Below are 18,724 nucleotides of genomic sequence, written 5' to 3'. Positions count from 1 at the left end.
CCATCCTCCCTTCCTTCATCCTCCTTCCTCCATTTAAAGAGGTGTTACATAAGCAGAAGTAATTCCGCCATCGACCAGAAAGTCGGTGCCGGTGACAAAGGATGCTTCGTCCGAAGCGAGGAACAATGCGGCATAGGCCATTTCCTTCGCTTCGCCGAAACGGCCCATCGGGATGTGTACCAGGCGGCGCTGCTTCTTTTCTTCGGTATTCAGAAATTTCATGAGGAGCTCCGTGCGCAGCGGGCCCGGGCATAATGCGTTCACGCGGATGTTCTCGCGCGCGTGGATGACAGCGAGCTCGCGTGTGAGCGCCAAAACGGCCCCTTTGCTGGCCGTGTAAGCTACCTGTGGCGTGGCGGCGCCCAATATCGCCACAAACGACGCCGTATTAATGATAGATCCTCCCCCGGCGCGCTGCAATGCCGGTATGCCATATTTGCAACCCAGGAACACGCCTTTCGCATTGATGTTCATCGTGAGGTCCCAGATCGCTTCTTCCGTCGTTACGGCATTATCGTCGTCGCTGTGCATGATGCCCGCATTGTTGAAAATGACGTTCAGTTTCCCGAATTTCTCTTCCGTGAACGCGACAGCCGCCTCACAATCAGCTGCTTTGGAAACGTCCGAATGCAGAAAATACGCCTCTCCGCCGTTTTTTACGATCTCATCGGCAGTTTCCTGACCGCCCACGTCGTTCACGTCGGTCACTACGATTTTAGCTCCTTCTTTGGCAAACAAAATGGCGGTTTCCCGGCCAATGCCGCCGCTACCACCTGTAATAAGCGCGACTTTGTTTTCTAAGCGCATGGGGTTGAATTGATATGGTTTGACAATAAATAGTAATTGAGTCACGGAAAAGGAGGCCCCGCCGGGGCCTGAAATCATTTTGCAACGTCTCCCCAGAAACAGGAAGCCGCTCCGCGGCCACCAAACCCCTCACTCAAATCTGCTCAAAATACCGCTTCCGCTCCCAGTCGGTTACGGAAGTCTCGTACGCACGCTGCTCAGTTTTGAAAAAATGCGTGTAATGCTCCACCACTTCCGGGCCGAATGCTTCTTTAGCAAATGTGCTTTGCGCAAACAAGGCAATGGATTCGCCCAGGGTGTAGGGTACGCGCGGCAAATGCGCGGCTGCGTAAATGTCGCCTTCGAAGCATTCCGGCGGTTCAATGCGGTTTCGGATGCCGTCGAGACCGGAAGCGAGCGATGCGGCAAATGCGAGGTACGGATTGCAATCCGCGCCGGGAATGCGGCATTCAATGCGCAAACTGGCACCGCTGCCTACCACGCGAAAACCGGCCGTGCGGTTATCATAGCTCCAAGCCAGCCGCGTAGGTGCCCAGGAGCCGTCCACGAAGCGTTTATAGGAATTGACAGTCGGGGCGTAGAAAGGCATCACATCGGGCACGTGCTTAATCCAACCGCCGAGGAACCAGCGAAAAATATCAGAGCCTTTAACCGGTCCGAATTGCTGGTCGCCATCGAAGAGGTTTATACCATCTTTCCACAAACTCATGTGAATATGGCTGCTCGAACCAGCCTGGTCGGTTGCGAACTTGGCCATAAACGTGACCGAAAGACCCATCGCGTCGGCGACTTCTTTTAAGCACTGCTTGTATACGACGTGGTTGTCGGCCATCGCGAGCACGTCGGCGTATTTTACATTCAGCTCGTGCTGGCCGAGGCCCCATTCGCCTTTGGACGTTTCAATGGGAATGCCAGAATTTTTCAAATGCCTGCGGACCACGGATGTGAATTTCTCGTTCCGCGTGCCCTGCATAATGTGGTAATCTTCAAGGTAATATCCGGCTGGCGTCAGGTTCTGGTAGTTTTGTTCAAATGCCTGCTTGTAGCTGTTTTCCAGCAGGTAATATTCCAGTTCCGAGGCCGCGGAGCATTCGAGTCCGTCGGCTGCGAGTGCGGCGAGTTGTTTTTTCAGGACGGATCTCGGCGCGATGGATTCCAGCTCGTGCGATTTGTCATTGTGAACATCGCAAAGGATCATGGCCGTTTTTTCGAGCCAGGCGGCGATGCGTAATGTGGAAAAGTCGGGGACCATGTGGAAATCGCCGTAGCCGAGCTCCCAGTTGGCGTAGCGGTAGCCGGGGATCGGCTCCATCGTGATGTCCGTCGTGAGCAGGTAGTTGCAGCCGTGTGTGCCCGATCTGGAAACGGAATCCAGGAAAAAGTCGGCGTCGACACGCTTGCCCATCAGGCGGCCGTAATGGTCGGTGAATGCAACGACAATGGTTTCAATTTCTCCCCCTCCAATCTTGCCCGAAAGTTCATCCAGCGTCAGAAATCCTTTTTTACTCATCAGAAAGGGTTGGTTTAGCGCATTTACATTATCGCAACTTCTCAATTTTGGCATGCATCGGAAACTTCATCATCACCTTTTTGCCAGATGCCTTTTCGAGCACCGGCGTCAGTACTTTTCGGGCGTTTTCCTTTGTCTGGTCGAGGATACCCATGTCGAGGGCCGATTTCTGGATCTGCTTTTCGGCCTGCTTATAGGCTTCCTGCACCAGCTTCGCTTCATCTGCGAATGCGTATTCAGTATTGTAAACCTTTGATTTACTGTGATCTATCTTAAAAACACAAAGCTCAGGCTCGGGCATGTTGATCACCAGCGTTTCGGCGTCGGAAGTAATATCCTCCATCGCGATTTTGGTTAAATCCACACAGCCGATGGCTTCACCCTGCACGATCAGGATTGCTTTCGCGTTGGGCAGCCACATTTTCACGATTTCCTGCTCCACCACATCCTTGAAGTTGTATTTCACCACTTCCAGCTTGCCCATCGAGCTGATTTCCTGCAACACCACGGTGTGCATTGTTTCCACCTCATCCTCGCCGCCCAGCCAGCCGGGCATCCAGCTGCCGGTTTTAAAACCCGACCACAATGCATTAATCCCTGCCAAAAGCAAAATCAGCACAAACAGCCGCACAAGCCACGATATGATACGCATAGATCAGTTTTTAAGTACAACTTCCTCCGCCGCCTCGCCTTCCCGGGCCATTCGCTGGGCGATGATACTCGCCGCAATAAGCTGCAATGCGTGATAAAGCATGATCGGCAGAAGCATTAGCCCCGCTTCCGGCCCTGCAAACAGCACTTTCGACATTACGGCACCTTGCACGAGCGACTTTTTGGAACCGCAAAACACCGCCGTTACCTTGTCCTCGCGGCTGAAATGCAGCAAACCGCTGATGAACGTGAGCAGGAAATAAATGCCGAAAAACAGCGCGAGCATTCCTATCCCTAAAAATACAATTTCTTTTATTCCAAGCGAATCGAACAGGTGCTCTCCGAACGATTCGCAAAAAGAAGTGTAAACGATCAGCAAAATCGACGACTGGTCGAAATAACGGATGTACTTTTTGTTGGTTTCCGCGAAATGCCCCCAGCGTTTGTTGAGCACGATCCCGGCGAATACCGGCAATAATACTTGCAATGCGAGTTTTCCGACTACCGAAAGCAAATCAAAATGGCCGGGGCCGGCATCGAGCACCAGTCCCATCCACAACGGCGTGATGAAAACGCCGATCAGGCTCGAAATGCTCGCGTTGAATATCGCCGCCGGAATGTTGCCGCGGGCGATGGACACCATTACCACCGATGATGACACGGTGGACGGCAGCACGGTTAGGAAAAATATCGCCAGCCACATATTTTGGCCCTCGGCGCTGTGAAAAAAGGGCCTGAATGCCAGCGCCAGCACGGGAAAAAGTACGAATGTCGACAAATGCACCATCACATGCAGGCGCCAGTTGACCAGCCCGGCTTTGAGTTTTTCGGGGCTGAGGCGCAGGCCGTAGAAGAAGAATATCAGCGAAACGGCGTAGGTCGAAACGGTGGAAAGGTGCAGCGGGCTGTCCTGCATACCGGGTGCAGGCCAGAGCCAGGCGAGGAGGATCATGCTGAGTAGTGCGAGCATAAAACCGTCCAGACCGGCTTTTTTAGCAGTATCAATAAATTTACGCATATTAAAAAACGATGCGGCCCGCAGTAAAATGCCGCAAACTGTTGTTTACAAGAAAAAGGAAAACTCTCAGAAATAAAACCCAACACGGCGATTAATAGTGTCAATTCTTTCCAACAACACCTCACTTTCCATGGCAAATCCTGACAAAATACTCCTCTCCATCCTGATGGCACTCATATCCCTGGCGCCCGCAACGGCGCAATACAAGCTCGCATGGGCCGACGAATTCGACTACGACGGCGTGCCCGACCCGAATGTGTGGCAGCCTGAAAAAGGCTTCACCCGAAACCACGAAGACCAATGGTACCAGGGCGACAATGCCTATTGCAAAGGCGGCTACCTGATCATTGAAGCAAAAAAGGAGCGCGTCAAAAACCCGAACTACAAATCGGGCAGCAGCAACTGGAAGGAAAGCCGCGAGTATGCCGAATACACGTCTGCCAGCATCATTACCCGCGGCAAAAAGAGCTTTCAATACGGCCGTTTCGAAATGCGGGCTAAAATCGACACGCGCTCGGGCATCTGGCCGGCATTCTGGACGCTCGGCGAGAAGGGCGAATGGCCGGATAACGGCGAAATCGATATCATGGAGTTTTACCGGGGAATGCTGCTCGCTAACCTCGCCTGGGGCTCCAACGAGCGTTATAAGCCGGTTTGGAATACCAACAAAAAGCAGGTTTCGACTTCCAAAGACCCGGACTGGTCGTCCAAATTCCACGTCTGGCGAATGGATTGGGACGAAAATTCCATCCAAATATATGTGGACGATGAGCTGCTGGCGTCGGAGGATCAGGCCAAAGCCGTTAATGCCAAAAACAAGAACATTACCCCATTCAAGCAGCCGCATTACATTCTGCTAGGCATGGCGCTAGGCGGCGATAATGGCGGCGATTTATCCAATACAGAATTTCCCGCCCGCTTTGAAGTGGATTATGTGAGGGTGTATCAAAAGCAATAATGCCCGGGAGCTCCGGTGGTCGCGGGAGTTTAAATCGCGGGTTTCATAGCGGGCACACTCCTTCTCACCTTTTTAGGCGCTTTTTTGCGTCGGCCCCACCAGATTACGAAACCAGTTACGGGCAGCGATGCGCAAACCAGGCTGGCGAAAAACATCAGGATTTTGCCCGGCAGCCCAAGAATGGCACCCGTGTGAATGTCGTAGTTCATGCGGCGCAGCTTATTGGCAAAATTCGCCTCGCTGTATTTACCGGTATAGGGGCCCGTTGCATCGATTTTTTTGACAGAGTACTGATCAAAATAGTTATAATCGACATTGTAATAGGTGCCTTCGCGGAAGTTTACATAAGAGAAAATCGACTCCGCTTTCTCGGTTGGGAAGGAAATATTGAGAGTTGAATATTTAGGATATTCATTCTGCAACTGATACCATGCCTTGTCCACGGCTTGCATCGGTCCGGCTACCCGGGCAGTTGAAACGGTGTCGGAAACGGGATTATAGTACATATCCGAGCCTTCACCGCCGGTGGCCGTGTAGAGCCCCTGCGAAAACCACTGAAAGCCCCAAACGAGCCCGGTAACCGCCAAAACCACGCCGATGGACATCATGTAAAAGCCAAGGACATTGTGCAGGTCGTAGTTTTTACGGCGCCAGGCAGCATTCCATTTGATCGAAAACCGCTGTTTGGCCGCCGATTTGTTCCTGGGCCACCAAAGCACCATCCCGCTGATCATCATGAACAGGAAAACGAGCGTCGCCGATGCCACGACGGTTTGGCCGTATTTTTCAGGGAGCCACAGGTAATAGTGCCCGTGGAGGATAAAATGGAAGAAATCGTCGTCCTCGTTCCAGATATGCTCCACTTTTCCGGTGTACTGGTTGAGGTAAACGACGTAATAATATTCAGGATCAAGGTTGTAAAATCCGACTTGCGCATTGCGGTCGGGCGTGTCGTAAAGCACACCTTTGGCCACCTTGCCGGGCAGTGCCTTTTTGGCAATTTCGGCCAGCTCCGAAGGCGGCAGCACCTTCCCGCCGGTGGGGCCGTTCACGAACATATAGGGCTGCGTAATGCTTTTAATTTCCTGCTCGAAAGCCAGGATACACCCCGTGATCGAAATAATAAACACCATAATCCCCGAGACAAGCCCCAGGTACAAGTGCAGTTTTCCAATCAGTTTTTTCATCGATCCGCCCCTATTTATCTTATTTAGACTTATTTAAGACTGTGAAGATAATGGGATCGGTTTAAACTACCAAAAAGGGCGGATGTCATGCTGAGCGGACCGGGTCGCCGGGCGGTCGAAGCATCTGCACCGCGGTACAATATACCGTATGGACTGTCTTCGACTCCGCTCAGACTGACATTTCACGCATATGCGCTAATTACTAAAAATCATACCGATAAATCCCTTCGACTTTCGTGGTCGGCGGCATGTGGGCGAGGGTTTTCAGCTGGCCGTCGTGCAGGCCGAATACCCAGCCGTGCAAATGCAGCTCCTGGCCCTGATGCCATGCGCCCTGGACAATGCTCGTTTGAGCGAGATTCTGCACTTGCTGGATCACATTGAGCTCCACGAGGCGGTCGAAGCGCTTTTTCTCTTCTTCGATGGCGTCGAGTTCAGCGGCATTTTTGTCGTATACATCCTTGATATTATGGAGCCAGCGGTTGATCAGCCCGAGGTCTTTGTGCATCATCGAGGCCTTCACGCCGCCACATTGGTAGTGGCCCACTACAAGTATATGCCTCACTTTCAACACCTCCACGGCATATTGCAGCACGCTGAGCATGTTCATATCGGTATGCACCACCAGGTTGGCGACGTTGCGGTGCACGAACATTTCGCCTGGTTGCGAGCCCGTCAGGTCTTCGGCCGGCACGCGGCTGTCCGAGCATCCGATCCAGAGGAAATCCGGCTTCTGGTCCTTGGCCAGATTCTCAAAATATGTTTCGTCAACTTCAAGCTGGCTGGCTGCCCAGGATTTGTTGGCGGTAAGCAGACGGTTAATGAGTTCCATTTTATGATTGATGGTTGAAGTACCAAAATAATACAATCTCTCCCAGATTCATTCAAAAGCGCACATCCTTTTAGCGGAAAAAAAATCGTAATTTTGCACTCTTAAAATCCGGAGAGGGTTATAAATAGTGCTATTTACATTGATCGGCCACGGCGAGTGCCGGACGCTACTACTTATATGAAATACAACGAGTATAAAAATCTGAGTTACCCGCAAATCGGTGACGAAGTACTGAAATTCTGGAAGGACAAAAGGATCTTTGAAGCGTCGGTTGAAACCCGCGAGGGCGCGCCGACTTTCACATTTTTCGAAGGGCCGCCGTCGGCAAACGGAACGCCGGGCATTCACCACGTAATGGCCCGGGCGATCAAGGATATTTTCTGTCGGTATAAAACGCTGCAAGGCTTCCAGGTGAAGCGCAAGGGCGGCTGGGACACGCACGGATTGCCGGTGGAGCTGCAAGTGGAGAAGGAACTCGGCATTATCAAGGACGATATCGGTAAGAAGATCTCGGTAGCGGATTACAACGAAAAATGCCGCCAGACGGTGATGAAATTCACCGACCAATGGAATGACCTGACCGAAAAAATGGGCTATTGGGTCGATCTCGACGATCCTTACATTACCTACAAAAGCGAATACATTGAAAGCCTCTGGAACCTGCTTAAAAAGCTGTATGACAAAGGCTTGCTATACAAAGGCTACACAATCCAGCCTTATTCACCGGCGGCTGGAACGGGTCTTTCGTCACACGAGCTGAACATGCCCGGGACGTACAAAGACGTGAAGGACACGACCATCGTGGCGATGTTCAAGGTGAAAGAAGCGGCGAAATGGCCTGCATTGGCCGTTTCCGCAGATGAGGACATCCGCATTCTCGCCTGGACCACCACGCCGTGGACGCTTCCCGCGAACTCCGCGCTCACCGTGGGCGGCAATATTGATTATGTATTGGTAAAAACCTTCAATCCTTACACGCATGAGCCGGTACAGGTAGTGCTCGCAAAGGATCTGGTAGGTAAATATTTCTCCGAAAAAGGCCACGACGGCGATTTCGACGGCTATGCGGCCAGCGACAAAAAGGTGCTTCCGTGGACTGTCGTAAATGAGTTCAAAGGCAAAGACCTGGAAGGCATTGAGTATGAGCAGCTGCTTCCTTACATTCAGCCAGAAACACCCGCATTCCGAGTAATCCTCGGCGACTTTGTGACCACCGAAGACGGTACCGGCGTGGTGCACACCTCCCCTACTTTCGGTGCGGACGACTTCCGGGTAGCGCAGGCAAACGGCATCCCGGCCATCATGGTGAAGGACGAAATTGGCAAAGAAGTGCCGATTGTAGATCGCCAGGGACGATTTGTAAAAGAGATCACGGATTATGCAGGCCGTTTTGTAAAACCTGAATACTACTCGCAGGCCGAGCAGGAAGATCCCGAGTTCCGCCCTACCGACGTGCTCATCGCTATTAAGCTCAAAGAAGAAGGCAAGGCATTTAAAGTAGAAAAATACGAGCACCCGTACCCGCATTGCTGGCGTACCGACAAGCCGGTGCTTTACTATCCGCTGGATAGCTGGTTTATACGCACCACAGCGGTAAAGGACCGTTTGGTAGAGCTCAACAAAAGCATCAACTGGAAACCCGAAAGCACCGGTACCGGCCGCTTCGGCAACTGGCTCGAAAACCTGGTGGACTGGAACCTCTCGCGCTCGCGCTACTGGGGAACGCCGCTGCCGATCTGGCGGAACGATTACGGTGATGAAGTGTGCGTTGGGTCTATCGAAGAGCTGAAAGATTTGCTTGAAGAGGCCATTATCTCCGGTCACCTCACCCGCGAGCAGGCATTGCACAACTCGGAATACCTGCAAAAACTGGAACATGGCGACTACGACCTGCACCGTCCGTACGTGGATGATGTAGTATTGATAGGTAAAACCGGCCACATCATGCACCGCGAACCAGACCTGATCGACGTATGGTTCGACTCTGGCGCGATGCCTTATGCGCAATGGCATTACCCGTTTGAAAACCAGGAAATCTTCGACAAGGCTTATCCTGCCGATTTTATTTCGGAAGGTGTAGACCAAACCCGCGGCTGGTTCTTCACATTGCACGCCATTGCAGGAATGCTGTTTGATTCTGTTGCATTCAAAAATGTAGTTTCAACTGGTTTGGTGCTCGACAAGAATGGCAACAAAATGTCGAAACGCCTTGGCAATGCGGTGGACCCGTTTGCGACATTGGCGCAGTACGGCCCGGACGCGACGCGCTGGTACATGATCACCAATGCAGAGCCTTGGGATAACCTGAAATTTAACATCGACGGCATCGGAGAAGTGCAGCGCAAGTTCTTCGGAACGCTTGTGAATACTTATAATTTCTTTGCATTGTATGCCAATCTCGATGGTTACGAGTTCCACGAAGCGAACTCCGTGCCGATCGAAAAGCGCACCGAGCTCGACCGGTGGATTTTGTCCAAACTGAATACATTGATTAAGGAAGTAGGTGAGCAATTCGACGACTACAACCCCACCAAAGCGGGCCGCCTCGTGCAGGATTTCGTGACAGACCAGCTTTCCAACTGGTACATCCGCCTCAACCGCCGCCGTTTCTGGAATCCCTCGGCTGAACAAGGCGCTGGCCTGACAGAGGATAAAGCGGCTGCTTATGAGACTTTGCACCATTGTTTGGTAACTGTTTCACAACTCATGTCGCCCATTGCGCCGTTCTTCGGTGAATGGTTATACAAAAACCTGACAGACAGCGACCGCGAAGCTTCGATCCAGCACAATGCGCCATTTAAATATGACTCAGTGCATTTGACTTACTGGCCAAAAATCGAGGCGGAAGTGGTGGATACCGATCTGGAAGAGGCAATGGAGCTCGCGCAGCGTATCAGCTCACTTGTTCACTCGATCCGGAAGGGGCATAAGCTGAAAGTCCGTCAGCCATTGTCCAAAATCCTGATCCCGGTTTTGAGTGACAAAACCAAGCGTCAGATCGAGCAGGTGGCTTACATTATCCTTTCCGAGGTAAATGTGAAAAACATCGAGTTCGTGCACGACGACAGCGGTATTCTGAAAAAGAAAATCAAACCTAACTTCAAAACGCTCGGCCCGAAATTTGGACCGAAAATGAAGGAGGTAGCGGCCGCCATTTCCGCGATGGACGAAACGCAGATCCGCGAAATCGAAGCCAGCAGCGCCATTACGCTCACCGCAGCCAGCGGCCCGATCGAAATCGCATTGACCGATGTGGAAATCATCGCAGAAGACGTGCCAGGATGGCTCGTAGCGAGTGAAAACGGCCTTACGGTCGCCCTCGACATCACCGTGACCGAAGACCTGCGCCTTGAAGGCATCGCCCGCGATTTCGTGAACCGCGTGCAGAACCTGCGCAAGGACAGCGGCTTCGAAGTGACTGACAAGATCCGCATTACCTTACAAAACAACGACGGCCTGCTCGCCAGCGCAGTAACCGCCAACAAAGATTACATCTGCCAGGAAGTACAAGCCCTGGACCTCAACCTCGTAGGCGACCTGAATGGCGAAGCGACGGAAATTGAGATGGATGAGTTTTTGTTGAAGGTGAAGATTGAGGTGGTTGGCTGATGAAGCAATATCAGGCTTATCCATACACAGCCAATGAGGCGACCGGTCACTTTAAGTTCCAAAGTGTGGGTAAGCGCGGCACCATTGACAAAGCGATAGAACTCGCCCAGATGGCACCTGGTATATACAATCTTGCGTTGCTGGATTTTGATCCGGTAACGCAAGATTATGTTGATGATTCAATCACAGACAACGGTGACATGCCGGAAGTCCTTGCAACGGTGCTGGCTGTGGTTTTGGATCATCTTTCCCAATTTCCAAAAAGCAATATTATTATCACTGGTAATAGTCGTTCAAGAAACCGTCTCTACCAAATTGCCATTAATAAGATTGGAGATGACGTCAAGCGTCAACTCATCATATTGGGCTATCAACACGCAAGATGGCGTGTTTTTGAACCAAATCAATCCTATGAAAGTTTTTTGATAGCAAGAAAGTAACTAGATTAGTAAAAACAAGCTAGTGGAAAAATGAAAGTCCTGGAAAAGAAACTACATATTCCTGCAAACTTATCGCCTTGCAAGACAATCGATAATTCTTTGCCAGATTTATCCAACCATCCGCTGGTAAAAGCAAAAATCGAGCGGGCACGCAAAATACTCGAAGAAAGCCCCATTCCCGAGCATCTGTTAAGAGGGGAATAGCTTCCTATGCAACTATCTACCTCCACATCCCTCATCACCGGAGGCGCCTCCGGCCTTGGCGAAGCGACTGCGCGATTATTTGTAAGTCAAGGGTCAAAAGTGGTCATCCTTGACCTCAACGAAGCAGCCGGACAGGCACTGGAAAGCCAATTCCCGGATCAAATCAAATTCATCAAAACCGACGTTACCAGCGAAAGCGAAGTCCAACTCGCTTTGGATGCTGCATTGCTAACTTTTGGCAGCATTCAGATTGTGGTGAACTGTGCGGGCATCGCGCCGGCGCGAAAGATCGTGGGGAAAGCGGATGGCATTTATGGGCCGCATGCTTTTGAGCTTTTTGAAAAAACCATCCGCATTAACCTGATGGGCACATTTAATGTGATGCGACTGGCGGCTTTTGCGATGGAAAAGAACGAGCCGAATGCGGAAGGTGAGCGTGGTGTGATCATTAATACGGCTTCCGTAGCGGCTTATGACGGCCAAATGGGCCAGGTTGCCTATGCTGCCAGCAAAGGCGGCATTGTGAGTATGACGCTGCCGGTGGCGCGAGACCTCGCGAAATCCGGCATTCGGGTGATGGCGATTGCGCCGGGGCTGTTCGAAACGCCGCTGCTCATGGGCCTGCCCGAAGAAGCGCGCGCTTCATTGGGGCAGCAGATTCCATTTCCATCCCGGCTGGGAAAGCCTTCTGAATATGCATTACTGGCCAAATCTATTGTGGAAAACCCGATGCTGAACGGCGAGGTGATCCGCTTGGACGGAGCAATCCGGATGGCTCCCAAATAGTTAAAACAATGCGGTTATGAGAGGACATTATTTATTGAAATGGCTGTTTCTGACGGTGCTGTCCGTCAGCGTCCTGCATTTCCGAGACGCTGTCCCAGTTGATCGTTACCGCGTTGAGCAGGTATCCGAGCGCCAACATTATGGTAGTCGGGAGCTTTTCAGTTTTAAACATTCTACACCCTCTGATAATCAAAAAACGCAATCTGCTCATTTCAGGAATGTACAATTGCACATTTTTAAATGCCTTTCAACCTCGCTAAGCAATGCGGCCGGTAACAATCCGGCATTCAGCTTTCGTCCTACGCTTAGCCGCTTTCATATACAAAACCAGCATTTCCGCAGCCGCACGCATGCCTGCGACGATCTATTCATTTTCCATTCCTAACCGGCATTCTGCATTTCGCCGATGCCTTGTAACGGTGCGCCAAAGCACATACGGGCCGTGCTATGCCCGCCCCAACGCTTCTTGACATAAACCGAATGGATAATGGGAATCAAACGAACGCTTTTCTTTCTGCGGAAATGGCTTCTGCGGATCGCGATCTCGTTTATGCTCGGGTTTTCGAATGCAATCAACCACGATTCGAAGAGCATTGACGACACTTTTTTTAAAATTGAAGAAACTACCAAAAAATAACGAAATCCCGGGGGTCAGGCCATGCTGATCCCCAGTTTTCTGTAAATATCGAATGCGCTGCTTTCAGGCTCCTTGTCGGTGATGATCGTCGATAAACGTTCCGTCGGACAAACATAATAGGCTTCCGCTGTGCCCAGCTTTTCGGTCGTCGCCAGGGCGATTACCTCTTTGGAAGATTCGATCATCGTGCGTTTTACTTCACTTTCTTCAAAATCGGGGCCTGTTACACCCAGGTCCGCGTGGATGCTGCAAATACCGAGCAGGCAAATATCCGCCCTGAACTTCTTGAAAAACTGAATGCAATCATTGCCAATGGTAACGAAAGAATCCTTCAACAAACGGCCGCCGGCAAAAAGCACATCCACGTGCTCGTGCTCTTCCAGAATGGAGGCAATGGGAAAACTGTTCGTAATGACGGTTAGTTTGAGATCCTTGGGTAGCATCTGAGCGATGAGCAAAGCAGATGTACCCCCGTCGAAAATGACCACCTGGCCGTCTTTGAGAAACGGCAGCGTTTTTGTTGCGATAATTTGCTTCTGTTCATTGTCATACTTCATCCGGTCACGGAAATGGTGCGGCCCGGGGGAATGCGGCACAGCTCCTCCCCGCACCGATTTCAGCAGTCCCTGGTCCGCCAGCTCCTTGATATCCCTCCTCACGGTATCCTCCGAGACATTCAAAAGTGTACTCAAATGCCCCAGATAGACTTTCTGTTCGTGCCCTAACTGATTCAGTATGATCTGAAATCGCTCTTCTTTTAACATGGTATCCCGATTAATGCTTGCAAATTTAACAAACATTTTAAATTTAATATTGCAAAATATTGCACCAATGGATTACATTTGTTGCAAATAATTGCAAATAGAATTTAACTCATCATGAAAAAGACGATTGCGGTAGATATGGACAATGTCATCGTCGACATTGAAGCGAATTGGATCAACTGGTATGCCGAGGCTTTTGGCGTAACGGTCACGAAGGAGGCAATGCATGGCATCCCGGAAGACCAGGCCTTTCCCGACCCGCTGGCGGCCCGGAGCCTGCTCTACAAACCAGGGTTCTTCCGCAACGCGCCTGTAATGCCCGGCGCACAGGAAGCAATTATCAAATTACAGGAAAACTACGAAGTGTACATCGTGTCGGCCGCTATGGAATTCCCCAACTCCCTGCCCGAAAAGTACGACTGGCTAGCCGAGCATTTCCCAAGCATCACCTGGCGAAATATCATTTTCTGCGGCGACAAAAGCGTGATCAACACCGACTATCTCATTGACGATCATTTAAAAAACCTGGATTTTCATAAAGGCAAGCCTATTCTGTTCACCGCCGGGCATAACAGGGGAATTGATAAGCATACGCGGGTGAATAGTTGGGAAGAGGTGTTGGAGCTGCTCACTTCGGAACTTGTGTAATTGCCGGCTGATCATCCAACCGGTTAGTTCGCGTATTTTTTAGTAACTTTATGTAGTTTCGCCAACTATCTTGGAGCTTAATCACCATCTTATGGATACGCAACAACTTTCCCAGGAGCAGCTCGCCGATCTTGTCAAGGATATTGAAAAGACCAATACAAATGAGGCTGATAGCACCCTGCAAAAAGATTTCAAGCTGTGTGGCGAAGGATTAGATGAGCTCGTCAAAAGGTTAGCTGCATTCGAGGACGGTGAGTTATCAGCACGCCCTTGGAACGACATAAAAAAAGACTTTGGCTCAATATAATATTCTCATTCTGCAAACTGCTGAAATCGAGCTTCAAGAAGCATACGAATGGTATGAAAAACGAAAAACCGGCTTAGGCAACAGATTTATCGCAGAAATATCAGGCTGCTTGAATTCTGTTGCGGACAATCCGTACAAGTTCGCCCAAAGATATGGTCGGGTTTTCCGTTTTGCACCACTGCCGGTTTTTCCGTTTGTTGTCGCTTATCGGACCATGGAAGAGAAACGCATCATTCACGTTGTCTCTATCTTTCACACCAGCCGCAATCCTAAAAAGTTTTATACCTAGCCCTGCTCCTGCACCCGCGCCTTTAACTGCAACAATTCATCCCGCAACCTCGCAGCTTCCAAGAAGTCGAGATCTTTGGCGGCGGATTCCATTTTGCGCTGGGTTTCGGCGATGAGTTTTTGCAGGTCGGTTTTGCCCATGTACTGAACGACCGGATCGGCGGCGATGCGGACTTCTTCGGGCTCGACGTACACTTTCCGGACCTTGGAATCGGCCACGGAGGTTTGCTCCATAATGGCCTCTTTGGATTTGCGCACGGTTTTCGGCGTGATGCCATTGGCCAGGTTGTAGTCCATTTGAATGCTCCGGCGACGGTTCGTTTCGTCGATCGCGAGCTGCATCGAGCCGGTAATGGTATCGGCGTACATAATTACCTTTCCGCGGTCGTTTCGCGCGGCGCGGCCGATCGTCTGGATCATCGAGCGGGTGTCGCGCAGGAAGCCTTCCTTGTCGGCATCCATAATGGCTACGAGTGATACTTCGGGTAAGTCGAGGCCCTCGCGCAGCAGGTTTACGCCCACCAGCACGTCGAAGATGCCCAATCGAAGCTCCCTGAGGATTTCCACGCGGTCCAGCGCCTTCACTTCCGAATGAATGTAACGGCATTTGATACCCACACGGTCGAGGTATTTGCTGAGTTCTTCGGCCATCCGTTTTGTCAAGGTTGTGACCAGGATGCGATCGCCGAGCTTGATTCGCTCGGTAATTTCTTCCAGCAAGTCGTCAATCTGGTTCAGGCTTGGCCTGACTTCAATTTCAGGGTCAAGCAAGCCAGTCGGGCGGATAATCTGCTCCACCACAACCCCTTCCGATTTGCGTAATTCATAATCAGCAGGCGTAGCGCTCACGAAAATGGTTTGCGGCGTCATGTCTTCGAACTCCTGGAAGGTCAGCGGCCGGTTGTCCAACGCCGACGGCAACCGGAACCCGTATTCCACCAAAGCCTCTTTGCGCGAGCGGTCGCCGCCCCACATCGCGCGGATCTGCGGCATCGTCACGTGGCTTTCATCGACCACCATCAGGAAGTCTTCCGGGAAATAATCCAGCAGGCAAAATGGCCGCTGGCCGGGCATCCGCCGGTCAAAATACCTTGAATAGTTCTCAATACCAGAGCAATAGCCAAGCTCGCGCATCATTTCCATATCAAATTCGGTACGCTCTTTCACCCGCTCCGCCTCCGCCAGCCGGCCCTCGCCGATGAAGTATTTGATCTGCATCTGCAAATCGTCCTGGATCTCCTTGATGGACTGGTTCAGTACATCGCGCCCTGTAACGAAAAGGTTGGCAGGAAATATGGCAATGGCTTTTTCGGAAGAAATCTTTTTCCCCGTTTCGGGCTCAATACGCTGAATTTCCTCTATTTCATCCCCAAAAAAGATGAACCGATAGGCAAAATCCGCGTAACCCGGGAACACATCGACGGTGTCGCCTTTCACCCGGAACGTCCCTCGGTTGAACTCCACTTCGGTACGACTGTAAAGGATCTCCACCAGCCTGAACAAAAACTGGTTACGGGGCACAACGTCCCCTAATTTGGCGCTCACAATGCTCTTTTTGTATTCCAGCGGGTTACCTGCACCATAAATGCACGATACCGACGCCACCACGATCACATCCCGGCGCCCGCTCATGAGCGACGACACCGTATGGAGCCGGAGCTTCTCGATCTCCTGATTGATCATCAGGTCCTTCTCAATGTAGGTATTGGTGCTGGAAATGAATGCTTCCGGCTGGTAGTAATCGTAGTAGCTGATGAAATACTCGACAGCGTTGCCGGGGAAGAATTGCTTGAATTCGCCGTAGAGCTGGGCGGCCAGCGTTTTGTTGTGGCTCAGGACCAAAGTGGGTTTGTTAACTTTCGCCACCACATTGGCCACCGTAAATGTTTTCCCGGAGCCCGTCACACCCAGAAGCGTCTGGGCAGGTTCTCCGTTTTCAATTCCTTGTATTAGTTGGTTGATGGCCTCCGGCTGATCGCCCGTCGGCTGGTATTCTGAAGTGAGTTCGAAGTTCATAACAGGTCGTAAGGCAATACCAGAGAAACGCATTTCAAAGATAGATTAGTTTCTTCAAAATGCGTTTCACGGATCGTTAACCTGCACGATTTACTCAGGCCTGCTTCTGCAAAAGCCCTTGTGCGTTTTCAACGGCTTTCTTTTCTTTCCAATGCTGCCAGTCGAGACCGAGCAGCTTGGTCATGCTTTTATCCACAAACTGGTGACGAACGAGGTTCATACCGCCCTTCACCGCTGTGAAAATGGAGTTGTTGGCACGCAATGCAAGGCTGAAACCGCCATCCACATAACGGATATAATGCCACCAAAGCGAAGGAATAAAGATCGTTTCGCCATGATAAAGGATCGTTTCATAGCCGGTGGCGCCTTTCAATGCCGGGAATTTTTCATAATCCGGGTCAATCGGATTTACCTTGCTCATCACCGTGAACGGGTGGTGATACAATCGGCGGCTTTCTTCGGGAGAGAACAAAATCACCTGTTTGCGGGTCTGGAACTGCGTTAGGAACACGTTCGAGCAGTCCATATCGTAATGCAGGTTGGTGATCGAACCTTCTCCTCCGAAAAATACAAATTTGTAAGATTTCAGGAAGCCGTCCATGATCGTCGGGAACCGGATGTCGTCCGCGAGTTCAGGGATTTTCTTGAAAATATCGAAAAGAAAAATGCGCAGATCGGTCGGGCCTTTCTCGATCAGGCTCAGGTAATCGCCGAATTTCATGGTTTTGGCGATCTGGAAATACTTGTCAGCGTCGTGAATGTGGTTGTCCACCAGAGGCACATCCAGGTTTCCGTGGTTCTCGCGGAGCCAGTCAAAAGTCCATTTCTGAACAGCCGGCCAATCCTTTGCCAGGTCGGTAAAAACGACCGGGCGACTTGGTTTTAGATAATTTTCGATGAATTCTTCGCGCGTAAGTCCGGTGCGCTTTTCTATCGGCACTAATTTCATAGCAAGAAATTGAGTAGGTAATCAACTAGTTATTATACTGCCGGGGTCGCCCCCTCGCAGCGAACAAGCATCTTTTTAAGAGGTCCGTACGCCGTTCAAATGTATTAAAGAGATTTCAAAAATATAAATTTCACTGAACATAATAAAAGTATCTCTTCAAGCCAGATAGGGTTAATAGTTTATTAATATTATTCCTGACACTGATCTTTTTGCATTCAATCCTTTATTTTAGACAGCGCTTCACCACCAATGGCTGCCATGAAATACTTTACGATCCCGCCTTCTGCCGATCTGGCCCGGTACGTCCGCTTTTTCTGGGTGCTCGAACACGACCTTGCCGACAGCGAACCCTACTTCCACCGGACCATGGCCGACGGCTGCGCAGAAATGGTATTTCATTTCAAAGGGGTGTTCGACGAAATCCTCCGAAGTAACGAAACCGAGCGCTCATTCCGTTCCGGCATTCACGGGCAGTCGCGATCCTTCCGCCGGTTTGTGATCGGGCAGGACTTCGGAATAATGGGCGTTTATTTGTACCCCTACGCCATACCGGCGCTGTTCGGCATTTCGGCGGCGGAACTCAGCAACCAAATGCCCGACCTCACGACTTTCCTCGGCCGGGAAGGCGCCGAGCTCGAAGAACGCGTCATGCTGGCCGGCGACCACGCCCGGCGCGTCGGAATCATTTCGGATTTTCTGAGGAAATGTATCCGCAGTCGCGACGTGCACGAACCGGCCGTGTTCTCAGTGATCGGCAGTGTGATCCGCTCCAACGGCCTTGCGCGGATTCCTGATCTTGCGGCACAAAGTTTTCTCTCTACTCGTCAGTTCGAACGGAAGTTTCTGGCGTTTTCGGGATTTAGTCCCAAACTGTTCAGCCGGATCATCCGCTTCCACTCGGCGCTGAACGAATACGGCAACAAGGAAAAATCGCTGACCGAAATTGCCTACGAATGCGGCTATTACGACCAGTCGCATTTCATTCATGATTTCAAGGCATTCTCGGGCGAGCATCCCAAAACCTACTTTTCCGGCGAAGCGGAAGGCATGGGTTATCGGGATGTATGATGTCGTATTTTTCCAATTTCAAGGTTCACTGCCGGTCTACTTTTG

Annotated in this window: 19 protein-coding genes; 10 read left to right on the top strand and 9 right to left on the bottom strand. The window is 51.0% G+C overall.

Annotation, left to right across the window (positions count from 1 at the left end; genetic code table 11):
- Nucleotides 1–33: 33 nt before the first annotated feature.
- The 4 genes from DFER_RS23260 to DFER_RS23245 all read right to left on the bottom strand — a co-directional run bounded on the left by DFER_RS23260 (nt 34) and on the right by DFER_RS23245 (nt 3,986).
- Entirely contained in the window at nt 34–807 is a 774-nt protein-coding gene (locus DFER_RS23260) for a glucose 1-dehydrogenase (protein ID WP_041735462.1), read from the bottom strand.
- Between the two features lie 133 nt (nt 808–940).
- The gene (locus DFER_RS23255; protein ID WP_015814112.1) at nt 941–2,317 is read right to left on the bottom strand and encodes a glutamine synthetase family protein; all 1,377 of its coding nucleotides are present in this window, start codon (nt 2,315–2,317) and stop codon (nt 941–943) included.
- A 28-nt stretch (nt 2,318–2,345) separates the two neighbouring features.
- The gene (locus tag DFER_RS23250) at nt 2,346–2,969 is read right to left on the bottom strand and encodes a DUF4230 domain-containing protein (protein WP_015814111.1); all 624 of its coding nucleotides are present in this window, start codon (nt 2,967–2,969) and stop codon (nt 2,346–2,348) included.
- Between the two features lie 3 nt (nt 2,970–2,972).
- Nucleotides 2,973–3,986 (bottom strand): bile acid:sodium symporter family protein, encoded by a 1,014-nt coding sequence (locus DFER_RS23245; protein WP_015814110.1) that lies wholly within the window; start codon nt 3,984–3,986, stop codon nt 2,973–2,975.
- A gap of 130 nt (nt 3,987–4,116) precedes the next feature.
- Between DFER_RS23245 and DFER_RS23240 the strand changes: the two genes are divergently transcribed.
- Entirely contained in the window at nt 4,117–4,944 is an 828-nt protein-coding gene (locus DFER_RS23240; protein ID WP_015814109.1) for a glycoside hydrolase family 16 protein, read from the top strand.
- 29 nt (nt 4,945–4,973) lie between these two features.
- Here DFER_RS23240 and DFER_RS23235 read toward each other — a convergent pair whose 3' ends face one another.
- Together DFER_RS23235 and can are read right to left on the bottom strand one after the other, a co-directional pair.
- The gene (locus tag DFER_RS23235; RefSeq protein WP_015814108.1) at nt 4,974–6,131 is read right to left on the bottom strand and encodes a PepSY-associated TM helix domain-containing protein; all 1,158 of its coding nucleotides are present in this window, start codon (nt 6,129–6,131) and stop codon (nt 4,974–4,976) included.
- A 202-nt stretch (nt 6,132–6,333) separates the two neighbouring features.
- Nucleotides 6,334–6,963 carry a carbonate dehydratase gene (can, locus tag DFER_RS23230; RefSeq protein WP_015814107.1) on the bottom strand — a complete coding sequence of 210 codons (630 nt, stop codon included), beginning with the start codon at nt 6,961–6,963 and terminating at the stop codon, nt 6,334–6,336.
- Between the two features lie 177 nt (nt 6,964–7,140).
- Between can and ileS the strand changes: the two genes are divergently transcribed.
- The 5 genes from ileS to DFER_RS30200 all read left to right on the top strand — a co-directional run bounded on the left by ileS (nt 7,141) and on the right by DFER_RS30200 (nt 12,639).
- A complete protein-coding gene (gene ileS, locus DFER_RS23225) occupies nt 7,141–10,572 on the top strand; it encodes an isoleucine--tRNA ligase (RefSeq protein WP_015814106.1) in 3,432 nt (1,143 codons plus the stop codon).
- The gene (locus DFER_RS29330; RefSeq protein ID WP_015814105.1) at nt 10,572–11,012 is read left to right on the top strand and encodes a DUF6934 family protein; all 441 of its coding nucleotides are present in this window, start codon (nt 10,572–10,574) and stop codon (nt 11,010–11,012) included. The genes ileS and DFER_RS29330 overlap by 1 nt, the downstream gene beginning before the upstream one ends.
- Before the next feature lie 30 nt (nt 11,013–11,042).
- On the top strand, nt 11,043–11,216 hold the full coding sequence (locus tag DFER_RS30205; RefSeq protein WP_015814104.1) for a hypothetical protein: 174 nt from the start codon (nt 11,043–11,045) through the stop codon (nt 11,214–11,216).
- A gap of 6 nt (nt 11,217–11,222) precedes the next feature.
- Nucleotides 11,223–12,002 carry a 3-hydroxyacyl-CoA dehydrogenase gene (locus DFER_RS23215; RefSeq protein ID WP_015814103.1) on the top strand — a complete coding sequence of 260 codons (780 nt, stop codon included), beginning with the start codon at nt 11,223–11,225 and terminating at the stop codon, nt 12,000–12,002.
- Between the two features lie 487 nt (nt 12,003–12,489).
- Entirely contained in the window at nt 12,490–12,639 is a 150-nt protein-coding gene (locus DFER_RS30200; protein ID WP_187293402.1) for a hypothetical protein, read from the top strand.
- 14 nt (nt 12,640–12,653) lie between these two features.
- Here the strand turns inward: DFER_RS30200 and DFER_RS23210 are convergent, their stop codons facing one another.
- Complete coding sequence (locus DFER_RS23210) at nt 12,654–13,403, bottom strand: DeoR/GlpR family DNA-binding transcription regulator (protein ID WP_041736635.1); 750 nt, start codon at nt 13,401–13,403, stop codon at nt 12,654–12,656.
- A gap of 114 nt (nt 13,404–13,517) precedes the next feature.
- Here DFER_RS23210 and DFER_RS23205 point away from each other — a divergent pair, with 114 nt between their 5' ends.
- The 3 genes from DFER_RS23205 to DFER_RS23195 all read left to right on the top strand — a co-directional run bounded on the left by DFER_RS23205 (nt 13,518) and on the right by DFER_RS23195 (nt 14,647).
- Nucleotides 13,518–14,051: a 5' nucleotidase, NT5C type gene (locus DFER_RS23205; protein WP_015814099.1), complete on the top strand. Its 534-nt coding sequence runs from the start codon at nt 13,518–13,520 to the stop codon at nt 14,049–14,051.
- Between the two features lie 91 nt (nt 14,052–14,142).
- Nucleotides 14,143–14,358, top strand: a complete 216-nt coding sequence (locus DFER_RS23200; protein ID WP_015814098.1) for a hypothetical protein — start codon at nt 14,143–14,145, stop codon at nt 14,356–14,358.
- Nucleotides 14,345–14,647, top strand: a complete 303-nt coding sequence (locus DFER_RS23195) for a type II toxin-antitoxin system RelE/ParE family toxin (protein ID WP_015814097.1) — start codon at nt 14,345–14,347, stop codon at nt 14,645–14,647. Before DFER_RS23200 ends, DFER_RS23195 begins: the two co-directional genes overlap by 14 nt.
- On the opposite strand, the gene uvrB is transcribed toward DFER_RS23195, so the two are convergent.
- Both uvrB and DFER_RS23185 read right to left on the bottom strand, forming a co-directional pair.
- Nucleotides 14,644–16,662 (bottom strand): excinuclease ABC subunit UvrB, encoded by a 2,019-nt coding sequence (gene uvrB, locus DFER_RS23190; protein ID WP_015814096.1) that lies wholly within the window; start codon nt 16,660–16,662, stop codon nt 14,644–14,646. The genes DFER_RS23195 and uvrB overlap by 4 nt on opposite strands.
- A 94-nt stretch (nt 16,663–16,756) precedes the next feature.
- On the bottom strand, nt 16,757–17,611 hold the full coding sequence (locus DFER_RS23185; protein ID WP_015814095.1) for a cupin-like domain-containing protein: 855 nt from the start codon (nt 17,609–17,611) through the stop codon (nt 16,757–16,759).
- Between the two features lie 258 nt (nt 17,612–17,869).
- Between DFER_RS23185 and DFER_RS23180 the strand changes: the two genes are divergently transcribed.
- Nucleotides 17,870–18,679 carry a helix-turn-helix transcriptional regulator gene (locus tag DFER_RS23180; RefSeq protein ID WP_143828790.1) on the top strand — a complete coding sequence of 270 codons (810 nt, stop codon included), beginning with the start codon at nt 17,870–17,872 and terminating at the stop codon, nt 18,677–18,679.
- The last annotated feature ends 45 nt before the right edge of the window (nt 18,680–18,724 follow it).

This window comes from Dyadobacter fermentans DSM 18053 (genome assembly GCF_000023125.1).
Classification (GTDB): domain Bacteria; phylum Bacteroidota; class Bacteroidia; order Cytophagales; family Spirosomataceae; genus Dyadobacter; species Dyadobacter fermentans.
Note: the sequence above shows the minus strand (reverse complement) of the source record. Positions and strands in the feature narration are given on the sequence as shown.

Excerpts from the sequence above, each read along its gene's own strand:
- DFER_RS23260 (WP_041735462.1), bottom strand. The coding sequence starts at position 807 with ATGCGCTTAGAAAACAAAGTCGCGCTTATTACAGGTGGTAGCGGCGGC.
- DFER_RS23255 (WP_015814112.1), bottom strand. The coding sequence starts at position 2,317 with ATGAGTAAAAAAGGATTTCTGACGCTGGATGAACTTTCGGGCAAGATT.
- DFER_RS23250 (WP_015814111.1), bottom strand. The coding sequence starts at position 2,969 with ATGCGTATCATATCGTGGCTTGTGCGGCTGTTTGTGCTGATTTTGCTT.
- DFER_RS23245 (WP_015814110.1), bottom strand. The coding sequence starts at position 3,986 with ATGCGTAAATTTATTGATACTGCTAAAAAAGCCGGTCTGGACGGTTTT.
- DFER_RS23240 (WP_015814109.1), top strand. The coding sequence starts at position 4,117 with ATGGCAAATCCTGACAAAATACTCCTCTCCATCCTGATGGCACTCATA.
- DFER_RS23235 (WP_015814108.1), bottom strand. The coding sequence starts at position 6,131 with ATGAAAAAACTGATTGGAAAACTGCACTTGTACCTGGGGCTTGTCTCG.
- can (WP_015814107.1), bottom strand. The coding sequence starts at position 6,963 with ATGGAACTCATTAACCGTCTGCTTACCGCCAACAAATCCTGGGCAGCC.
- ileS (WP_015814106.1), top strand. The coding sequence starts at position 7,141 with ATGAAATACAACGAGTATAAAAATCTGAGTTACCCGCAAATCGGTGAC.
- DFER_RS29330 (WP_015814105.1), top strand. The coding sequence starts at position 10,572 with ATGAAGCAATATCAGGCTTATCCATACACAGCCAATGAGGCGACCGGT.
- DFER_RS30205 (WP_015814104.1), top strand. The coding sequence starts at position 11,043 with ATGAAAGTCCTGGAAAAGAAACTACATATTCCTGCAAACTTATCGCCT.
- DFER_RS23215 (WP_015814103.1), top strand. The coding sequence starts at position 11,223 with ATGCAACTATCTACCTCCACATCCCTCATCACCGGAGGCGCCTCCGGC.
- DFER_RS30200 (WP_187293402.1), top strand. The coding sequence starts at position 12,490 with ATGGGAATCAAACGAACGCTTTTCTTTCTGCGGAAATGGCTTCTGCGG.
- DFER_RS23210 (WP_041736635.1), bottom strand. The coding sequence starts at position 13,403 with ATGTTAAAAGAAGAGCGATTTCAGATCATACTGAATCAGTTAGGGCAC.
- DFER_RS23205 (WP_015814099.1), top strand. The coding sequence starts at position 13,518 with ATGAAAAAGACGATTGCGGTAGATATGGACAATGTCATCGTCGACATT.
- DFER_RS23200 (WP_015814098.1), top strand. The coding sequence starts at position 14,143 with ATGGATACGCAACAACTTTCCCAGGAGCAGCTCGCCGATCTTGTCAAG.
- uvrB (WP_015814096.1), bottom strand. The coding sequence starts at position 16,662 with ATGAACTTCGAACTCACTTCAGAATACCAGCCGACGGGCGATCAGCCG.
- DFER_RS23185 (WP_015814095.1), bottom strand. The coding sequence starts at position 17,611 with ATGAAATTAGTGCCGATAGAAAAGCGCACCGGACTTACGCGCGAAGAA.
- DFER_RS23180 (WP_143828790.1), top strand. The coding sequence starts at position 17,870 with ATGAAATACTTTACGATCCCGCCTTCTGCCGATCTGGCCCGGTACGTC.